Source organism: Kiritimatiellia bacterium, assembly GCA_026417735.1.
Classification (GTDB): domain Bacteria; phylum Verrucomicrobiota; class Kiritimatiellia; order PWTM01; family PWTM01; genus CAACVY01.
This window is the reverse complement of sequence record JAOACR010000009.1, coordinates 542,826-551,715: the sequence shown is the minus strand read 5'-3', so window position 1 is coordinate 551,715 and position 8,890 is coordinate 542,826. Positions and strand designations below refer to the sequence as shown.

General features: G+C 69.5%; 7 protein-coding genes. 4 read left to right on the top strand and 3 right to left on the bottom strand.

Features of this window, described 5'->3' with window-relative positions:
- Together N2652_05870 and N2652_05865 are read left to right on the top strand one after the other, a co-directional pair.
- On the top strand, positions 1-392 hold a 392-nt coding region (locus tag N2652_05870; protein MCX7818721.1), incomplete at its 5' end, for a YkgJ family cysteine cluster protein.
- Between the two features lie 199 nt (positions 393-591).
- Entirely contained in the window at positions 592-2,118 is a 1,527-nt protein-coding gene (locus N2652_05865) for a right-handed parallel beta-helix repeat-containing protein (GenBank protein MCX7818720.1), read from the top strand.
- Between the two features lie 108 nt (positions 2,119-2,226).
- Here the strand turns inward: N2652_05865 and N2652_05860 are convergent, their stop codons facing one another.
- The 3 genes from N2652_05860 to N2652_05850 all read right to left on the bottom strand — a co-directional run bounded on the left by N2652_05860 (position 2,227) and on the right by N2652_05850 (position 5,565).
- Entirely contained in the window at positions 2,227-2,361 is a 135-nt protein-coding gene (locus N2652_05860; protein MCX7818719.1) for a hypothetical protein, read from the bottom strand.
- A 390-nt stretch (positions 2,362-2,751) separates the two neighbouring features.
- Positions 2,752-4,872 (bottom strand): hypothetical protein, encoded by a 2,121-nt coding sequence (locus N2652_05855; protein ID MCX7818718.1) that lies wholly within the window; start codon positions 4,870-4,872, stop codon positions 2,752-2,754.
- A gap of 63 nt (positions 4,873-4,935) precedes the next feature.
- Entirely contained in the window at positions 4,936-5,565 is a 630-nt protein-coding gene (locus N2652_05850) for a heme-binding protein (GenBank protein MCX7818717.1), read from the bottom strand.
- Between the two features lie 161 nt (positions 5,566-5,726).
- Here N2652_05850 and N2652_05845 point away from each other — a divergent pair, with 161 nt between their 5' ends.
- Entirely contained in the window at positions 5,727-7,928 is a 2,202-nt protein-coding gene (locus N2652_05845; protein ID MCX7818716.1) for a serine/threonine protein kinase, read from the top strand.
- Positions 7,929-8,020: 92 nt separating this feature from the next.
- Complete coding sequence (locus N2652_05840) at positions 8,021-8,860, top strand: sugar phosphate isomerase/epimerase (protein ID MCX7818715.1); 840 nt, start codon at positions 8,021-8,023, stop codon at positions 8,858-8,860.
- The last annotated feature ends 30 nt before the right edge of the window (positions 8,861-8,890 follow it).

Here is an 8,890-nt window from a genome sequence, read left to right as displayed (position 1 = left end):
GGTCCACCGGCGCCGCCTCAGGGTCGTCAGCGATGAGCAATTCCGCCGTAGGGTTTGCGTGTGAGTGCTGCGGCGCCTGTTGTCGCTGGCCCGGTCTGGTGCGGCTTTCTGCGCTGGATGTGGACCGACTGGCGGCGCATTTGCGTCTGGACCCGGCGACCTTTGTGGAGCGTTTCTGCAAGCTGGCACCAAACCGCGCACAGCTGGCGCTCAACGAACGCGCGGACGGCGCCTGCGTATTCCTGGATGGGCGCATCTGCGCGGTCTACCCCGCGCGCCCAGAGCAATGCCGGGCCTTCCCTCTGCAGTGGTGGCGCGCCGGTTGCCCCGCCGCCCCGGCTCCTCCCACCGCACGGGGTTCTGCGGGCGAAGCGGCGGGAGCGGAAGTCTGAACGAGCTTCCGGATCACGCCGTGGCATGGGAGATACGCAGGATCCGCGGGACGACGAGCCGCAGAGGAATGTTGACAGAGGCTCCGCCCTTCGTTCGGTGGGCTCAACCGGAATCGTGTTTCCGACGGGGTGTGTCGGTGGCGGCATTTCCGCCGAGGGAAAAATGCGCTACAAGAGGTGATTCGAGAGAGGTCGATCCATGAACAGCCGGGCAGCCATCCGAGCCAGCTGGAAGGTGGTCGCATTGGGCGTGGTGACGATCGCCGGCCACGCGGAAACGTTCTATGTCGCCGTGGAAGGGGTGGACGAGGCTGCGCGCGACGGCCGATCGCCCGCGGCCGCATGGCGGACGCTCGCCTATGCGTGCGAGCGGATGCCCGCCGGTTCTCATCGCATCGAGGTGGGCCCCGGCGAGTTTGTGGTGTTGCGGCCGGTTCGTCTGCGCTCGGACGTCGCGGTGGTGGGGGCGGGGCGGGACGCAACGCGGCTAATCGCGTCGCCGGATTGGCCGACCGCACCGAAGCTCACGGGGCTGGGCCCGCCTGAAGAATTTCTGATCGTGTTGGATGGGGTCACGAATGTCGCGTTGCGCGGTCTCGAGCTCGCGTCCACGCCGGAGCGTCTGATCGCGGGTGCGGTGTGGTGTGCGCGATCGCTCGGCGTCGAGATCGAGCACGTTCGGGTGCGGGATTTCCGCTGGAGCGGACTCGCGTTTGAGCTTTCGCGGCGCGTGGCGGTGCGCGACTGCGAGCTCACGAACGCCAGCCGCGAACGCCACGGTTACCATGGTGGACTGATCCGGACCCGGTGGGTTTCGGATTCCGAGTTTGCGAACAACCGCATTGTGAGCACCACCGGTGGCGCATACGGCTACAAGGGCTCCGGTCACGAGCGGGTGCGGATCATTCGCAACCGCATCGAGGTTGAGGGGGAGTTTTCGATCGAATCCGCGCACGAGAACGAGTTCGGGCTGGAAATTGCGTTCAACCATCTGAACCGTTGCGTTTCGGTGCCCAAGGGAGGCCAGGGAGCGGACCCGGCCGGCCGCGGATGTGAGTACAGCGTACGGATCCACCACAACGTGCTCACCGACAGCTATGCGGTGGAGGGGCCGCGAAATCACCTGCGGGTGGATCACAACTGGATCCGATGTGAGAAGCCGGGTGGCCGGATCTACACGCATCACGGGGGGGTGAATCACGGCCCGGTATGGATCCATCACAACGTGATCGAGAATGCGGACCGCGGATTCATCTGGATGAACGAGGGGCTGGCGGAGCGCATCGAGGCGGTCCACAACACCGTGCTCTTCGCGGATGCGGGGCCGCGGGCGGGGTTTGTGGTGGACGCGTGGAGTGCGGAGCGGCTGAACGGTTGGGTGGTCCGCAACAACGTATTCATCGCCCCGGCGTCGCAGCCGCGTCGCTTCCTGCCGATGGCGCGGGGGGTGCCCACGAAGATTCTTGCGACGCACAACCTCTGCGTGAACATCACGGATGTGCCGGAGCAGAACTTCGAGGCGGCCGCCGCCGGTTTTCGCAGCGAAGGGGAGCGGCCGTGGCCGTACTTTGCGCCGGCGGGTGGCGACTGCCCGCTGGTGGACCGCGGGGTGGAGCTGGGATTCCCGTTCCGCGGCACGGCGCCGGATCTGGGCGCGCTGGAGTGGGAGGGCGAGCCGCTGCGGGTGGGCCCGGAGGCGATGGCGTCCGGCGGAGGGCCGCGGTGAGCGGCAGGCTCTCAGCGTGGGGCCGCCGGCGGCGCGGGGAGGGGGGCAACAGTGGTAGCGCTGGCCGCCTGCGGACGTGGAGGGAAGTGCGGGGCGTTGACCGTTTTCTCATTGTGCGGCGATCACCGCGTAGCGCGCGGCGGGCCACAGTGGGTGCGCGGTTTCAACGGAGGCGGCCGGCCGTCGGGCCCGTCGGGGTGAGGCGATGAACAAGGGGCGGTTCTGTTCGGCGATCAACTGCATGGATGGTCGCGTACAGCTTCCGGTGATCCGCTATCTGCGGCGGCGGTTCTGCGTGCGGTACGTGGATCTGATCACGGAGGCCGGGCCGGTGCGACTGTTTCGGGATTCGCGCGACAGTGCGCGGCGCCGTGAGATGTACGGCCGTCTCAAGATCTCCGTCAGCCGCCACGGATCCGTCGGTCTGGCACTGGTGGCCCATGCGGGCTGCGCGGGCAATCCGGTGGGCGAGCGCGCACAGCGGCAGCAGACCGCGCGAGGCGTCGCCGTGCTCCAGCGCCGCTACCCGGCGCTGCCCGTGATCGGGTTGTGGGTGGACGGCCAAGGGCGGGTAACCGAGATTCCCTCCGATGGGAACGGACGCCGGGAGGTGCGCGGTGGGGCGAGGGCGGATCAGCGACGCGCGGCGAGCGCGAGAACCTCATCGGGTGAGAGCGGCCGGTCAAACACCGCGATCTCGTCGAGGCGTCCTTCCCAGTTGTCTTCGCCGTCACTTCGACCGCCGAAGAACCACTGATCGCCGGCCGGCGGTGTTTCGGCCGTCGGCAGTTCGATTTCGAGCCGGCCATCGAGATACACGCTGAACGACTGGCCGTTGGCGACCATGGCGACGTGGTGCCAGGTCCAGCGCTCCACCGGCGTTGGTCCGCCCGCGGGCGCGCCACGCCCCCTCATCGCGATGAGACGGCCGGCGAAGCCGTTGGTACCGCCGACACCGAGGTGAATACCATTCGGTGGCAGCTCGTGGTCGTCGCCGCGAGACAGCATCCACCCGGCGACGCCGCGCGCGGTCGGCGGCATGCCGTTCCAGCACCACAGCGATGCGCTCCATGCGGTACGGACGCCGGGCAGGCGTACGCGGAGGCGTCCACCGGCGAAGTGCGGCGCGCGGTTGGGCGCGTCGCCCTCGTTGAACTGCGGCTGCCGTGGTCCGTCGAGGTGGAAGGCGATCCGATCGTCGTACACCGCGTCCCGGCTGCGCAGTTCGTCTGCCGCGTGCGGGCCGGTGAACTCATTGAGTCGCCAGTACGCGAGCGGGCGCAACTGCAGCACCGTGCGCGCGGCGGGGCCGGGGGGCGGCATCCATGGGCGGCGGGGGCGGCCGGCGGCCTGTTCCAACAGCCGCAGCAGTTCTTCCACGATGCGAGGCTCCGCGCCGACCTCGAGGGCGGCTGAGCGTGCCGGCCAGGTGGTGTAGCCGCCGAACCGATGCTGCTCCGGCGGCGGAATGTAGCCCTCGGCGCCGTTTGCCAGCTCGATCACCATCGTTGCTGGCAATGGACTGCGCGCCTTCAGCTTCAAGCCGGTGAGCGCGTACGCCTCGCAGGGATGCGCGGCGATCGCGATCTCGCCGATCCGCAGCGCCTGAACGACGATCTCCGCGGTCGGCTGTTCGTGCAGCCAGAGTTGTTCCCGCGCGTAGACCTGCACCTGGTTGGTGGGGCCACGGCCCCCCATCGCCTCGACGATGCGCCGGGCCCATTCTAGCCGTTCGCGGTCGGGTGTGCGCCGGCGGAGCACAAACCGGTGTTCGAGCATGCGCACGCGATCAGCTTCCCGGTGTGGACACTCGCGCAGCGCGGCCACCGCCAGATCCCGCAGCCGGCGCGCGTAGTCCTCGATTCGCAGCGTCGGGTCCCAGCTCTCGGGTCGCGCGTAGTCCCGCCGCCAGATGTCGCCACTGCATCCGTGCGACAGCAGCGCGAGGAATGGTGCACGTCCCGCCGCTGGCTCGGGGGCGAGCTGCTCGGCGAGTCCCTCGCAGAACAGCCCGAAATAGTCGGCGCTCAGGCCGTCCGATTCCCCAAAGTAGTGCATCGAGAAGTTCGCGAGCACCGCGACCGGACGGCCGTCGAGAGCACGGAACGAAATCAGCTCAAGCGCCGGGTCTTCCGGACCCGTTTCGCCGGTGACGTACTCGAGGCCCTCTCGCGGCGCGTGCATCGTCGCGCGGACGGTCAAGTTGCCGAACGGGTCGACGCGCATCTGGTCGGGCCGAAAGAACCAGCGGCGCAGCGCGGTAAACTCTGCGGCATTGGTGCGCGTGAAACCAACGAGCACCGGTTCGACAGTGGCTGGTGCGGCGGCGATCACCTCGACGAGCCGGTCGCGAAGCAGCGGCGGATACAGCGGGTCCGGGTCGGTGCCCAGCGCGCCGGTCGCGGCCGGAGCACTGTGGGTGTGGGTGACAGCGATGAGCAGGTTCGTCGCCGGAATCCCGGTGCGGGAGGCTGCGCGGCGCTTCACGTCGTCCAGCCACACCCGATCGAGAAGGCAGGAGTCCACCACCACCAGCACCGCGGTCGTTGTGCCGTCGGCAATCGCCAGTGCGCGCGCCCGAAGCGGGCTACGTATCCGGTCGGCGGTGCGGCTCAGAAAACCGCCGTTGACGACCACCGGCAGGGAGGTCGGCGTGATGTCCACCATCGCGGTGCCGACGCGGACCATTGCAGGCGCCTCGATGGCTCCCAGCAACAGCGGCACGACCCAGCGCAGAGCGTTTCGCGGCTTCACGGCACCGCTCCCCTTTGATCCGCCGACGTACCGCAACTTAGGCGAGAAGGGGATCGACCGCAATCAGCTCGGCGGTGATCGCGGCCGCGCCGGCGGACGGGAGGGTTCGGCCAAGGGCAGCCAGATTTCGTTGCGGCGGAGGAACCACGGCATGAGGGGCGGATCGTAGCGGGCCCACACCGGCGGGCCGACCGCGGTCCAACCGTTGGCGGCCACCCAGGCCTCGAGCCGGCGTCGGTGCGTCTCGAATCGATCGCGGCTCCATCTGCCGGAGTAGCGGATCGCGGCGGCCCACTGCAGGGGCACCACCCGCAGCCGAACGCGTTCGTCGGCCGGCTGCGGCAGATGGTCCAGCGTGCTGCCGCTGGGCATCACGAAGGCGACCCGCCAACGCGCATCCGTCACCGGCGTCTGTACGACTGGTGCGGTCATCGGAATGTGCCGGCCGGCGCGGTTGTGGCCGGTGATGAAGCGGTATAGGGGGCGGAACGCGATATTGCCTGCGGATTCCAGATCGCCCTCCACCTCGAGTTCGGCCACCACGTGGGCGTTGTAGCGACGCAGCTCGAGGGGACCTTCGGAGCTGAGCACCTCATAGTCGAGCTGTTCAACACCGGCGGCGATCCCTGCTGCCGCGGCGAGGCCGGTGGCGGCCGGGCGGGCGCGCCGAACCATCGACTGCAATGTGATCATGCCTCAGCGTACGGCGGACCGCGCTGTTTTCCAGTCGGTGGGCTTCTCTTGGCGCGTCGACCGGGGCGTCGGAGGGCGTCGGCGGTGGTGGGGGTGGGGCGAGCCTGGGGCAGCGTTGGCGCGATGTGTTATGATTCAGGCCCTGCGCGCCGGGAGCACGGATGGAAATCCGATTCGAGTGCCGCCAGTGTCAGACGCGGCTCGAGGTGGACGTCGAGTCGGCGGGCACGGTCATCAGCTGTCCGAACTGTGGTGAGTCGCAGACGGTGCCGCGCCGCGGCCTGGGGCCGGGCACGGTGGTGGGGGGGTTTCAGATCATCCGGCTGATCGGCCGGGGCGGCATGGGCGAGGTCTATCTGGCGCGTCAGCGCTCGCTGGACCGGCTGGTCGCGCTGAAGGTGCTTTCCCGTTATCTGGCGCCTTCTCCCGAGGCGGCGGAGCGGTTCATCCGCGAGATGCGGCTGATGGCGCGTCTGGAACACCCCTATCTGGTTACCGCGTACGAAGGCGGCGAGGACAGCGGCGTGGTGTATCTGGCGATGGCGTACGTGCGGGGGTCCTCGCTGCACGAGCGGGTACGCACGCACGGGCCGCTGTCCGAAGGCGAGGCGCTGGCGATTGGTCGCAAGGTGGCCAGCGCACTGCAGTACGCGTGGCAGGAGATGCGGCTGCTGCACCGCGACATCAAACCCTCCAACATCCTTCTGGATGCCCACGGCGAACCGAAGCTCGCCGATCTTGGGCTAGCGAAGTGTCTGGGCCAGAGCGAGGCTCAGACGCTCAGCGGCGCAGTGCTCGGCACGCCCAACTACATGAGCCCCGAGCAGGCCGAGGGCCGCGAGGATCTCGACGTGCGGTCCGACATCTACTCGCTGGGCGCCACGCTGTACACGGCGGTGACCGGCGAGATTCCTTATCAGGCCGCCTCGCTCGTCGAGGTGCTGCGGCGCGCCGCAACCGAGCCGCTGCCCGATCCCCGCACCTTCGCGCCGCGGTTATCGGCGGAGTTTGTGGAGCTGCTGGGTCAGCTGCTGGCGCGCGACCGGCGTCAGCGCCCCGCCGACTGGGCAGAAGCAATCGCAGCGTTTGACCGGCTGCTGGTTCGCTACCCCGGTGCGCTGGGCGCACTGCCGGCGGCAGAGGTCGTACCGGCGGCGGGCGGGGAGGGCTCACGGTGGAGCCGGGCGACCTGGCCGGTGCGGGTGCTGGTGGGCGGCGCCATTGCAGCATCGCTGGTGCTGGGCGTGGCGACCGGGCACTGGTGGACGCGCCGCCGACCGTCTCACTCCGAGGGGACGGAACCGGCGCTCCCCACCGAACCGGCGATTCCGGTTGCGGGGGAGCCGGCTCCACCGGCGGATCAACCTCCCACCGCCTCCGCGGCGCCGGCGCCGCCCCTGCCCGCACCGCGCGAGGAGGACTTTCACGCCCCGGGCCGCCCGCCGCTGACGATGGAGCAGCGCCGGCGTCTTGCGCGACTGTGGGGCGAGGCGCGCGAGTACCTGCGGAGCCGGCCCGACGATCCGGAAGGTCAACTCGCGCGCTTTCGGCGGATCGTCGAACTGGCGCCGAACAGTCCGGTCGCCCGCCAGGTGGAAAAATGGATTGCGGACAGCGGGCTGGAGCAGCGCGTCCGTCGTCGACAGCTGGAGCGGGAGATGCGACGGCTGACGGACGAGGCGATCGCGAGCGGCCGGATCGCGGAGGCGATTGAGCAGATCGAACGCGCGGCAGCCGGGCCGCACGCCGCCGAGACGGCCGCGTTGCGGGAAGAGCTGCTCCGGCGGCTGCGCGGCGAGCTAGAGGCCGTGCGGCGACGCGAGCTCGAACGGCGTCGCGACGCTGCGATCGACACCGCGGCCGACGCCGCGTTGCGCGGCCAGTGGGCCGCCGCGCAGGCGGCGTTGGCCACGGAACTGGCTTCGCCGGACCTTGCCGCCGAGCAGCGCGCGCCGCTGGAGGAGGCCGCTGCGTTGATCGCGGAAGCAACCGGCTGGCCCGCCGCGGTGCTGGCATCGTTCCGTTCGCAGCGCGGCCAGCAGATCGCGATCGAGTTCCGCGACGGCCGGACGGAGACGCTGCAGATCCACTCGGTTCAGGAGTCGGCGGTCGTCGCGCGCCGCATTTTGCCCGAGGGGTTCATCGAGCGAACGTTCACGCCCGCAGAGCTGAGCTGGCGGGAGCGCCTTTCGCGGGCCGGTCCGAAGTCGCCGGCGGTGCGGGCGTTTCTGGAGGGTTGCTGGCTGCTGGAAGACGGCGATCGCGAGAACGCCGCGGCGGCGTTTTCGGCCAGTCGAACCGCGCTGGGCGCGGCGCTGCAGCGCCGGCTAACGAGCGCGCCCCCAGGTGCGCGGTCCGCCTGAGCTGCCGACGCTCGCCAGCCGGAGGCCGCTGGGATAGCATGAGGGGGCCGGCGAAGCGTCGGGCTGCGCCGGGACTGGGAGGTGAACGAACGATGCATCTGATCCGCCGTCGCGACTGGTTGAAGGAAAGCGCAGTGCTCGCCGCACTTGCCGCGCTGCCCGCGAGGTTGCAGGCGGCCGGCGCAAAGATCCCGATCGGACTTCAGCTCTACTCGGTACGGCGCGAATGCGCCGAGGACCTGCCGGGCGTGCTCGCAGCGGTCGCCAAAATGGGGTACCGCGGCGTTGAGTTTGCGGGCTACCACGGCCGCACCGCCGCCCAGCTGAAGGCGATGCTGGACGACGTCGGGCTGGTGTGCTGCGGCACCCACACCGGCTGGCCAACGATCCAGCCGGATCAGCTGGGCTCGACCATCGAGTTCAATCGTACGCTGGGCAATCCCTACCTGATCGTGCCGGGCCTGCCCAAAGCGTGTGTGGAGTCCGTCGAGGCCTGCCGAAAAACCGCAGCGACGTTCACCCAACAGGCGGAGGTGGCCGCGGCGCAGCAGATGTACGTCGGTTACCACGCCCACGGTGGGGATTTTCGTCGTCTGGAGAACGGCGAAACGGTGTGGGACACGATCTTTTCAAACGCCGGCCCGAAGGTGGTGATGCAGCTGGACACCGGCAACTGCCTGGGCGGCGGCGGCGATCCGGTCGCCACGCTCAAGCGTTATCCGGGCCGGTCACTGACGATTCATTTGAAGGAACATGGCGGGCCGAAAGGCGCCGCGGTGGGAGAGGGCCAGGTGCCCTGGGCGCAGGTGTTCGAGATCTGCGAGACCACCGGCGGCACCCGCTGGTACATCGTCGAGCACGAAACCGGCGAGCGGCCGATGGAGAGCGTGCGGCGCTGCTTCGAAAATCTCGCGAAAATGGGGAAGACCTGACGCCGGCCGCCGCGGCGCCGCGAGCCGTCC

Bases quoted from the DNA above. Each gene is read 5' to 3' on its own strand.
- N2652_05865 (MCX7818720.1), top strand. From the start codon at position 592: ATGAACAGCCGGGCAGCCATCCGAGCCAGCTGGAAGGTGGTCGCATTG.
- N2652_05860 (MCX7818719.1), bottom strand. From the start codon at position 2,361: ATGCAGTTGATCGCCGAACAGAACCGCCCCTTGTTCATCGCCTCACCC.
- N2652_05850 (MCX7818717.1), bottom strand. From the start codon at position 5,565: ATGATCACATTGCAGTCGATGGTTCGGCGCGCCCGCCCGGCCGCCACC.
- N2652_05845 (MCX7818716.1), top strand. From the start codon at position 5,727: ATGGAAATCCGATTCGAGTGCCGCCAGTGTCAGACGCGGCTCGAGGTG.
- N2652_05840 (MCX7818715.1), top strand. From the start codon at position 8,021: ATGCATCTGATCCGCCGTCGCGACTGGTTGAAGGAAAGCGCAGTGCTC.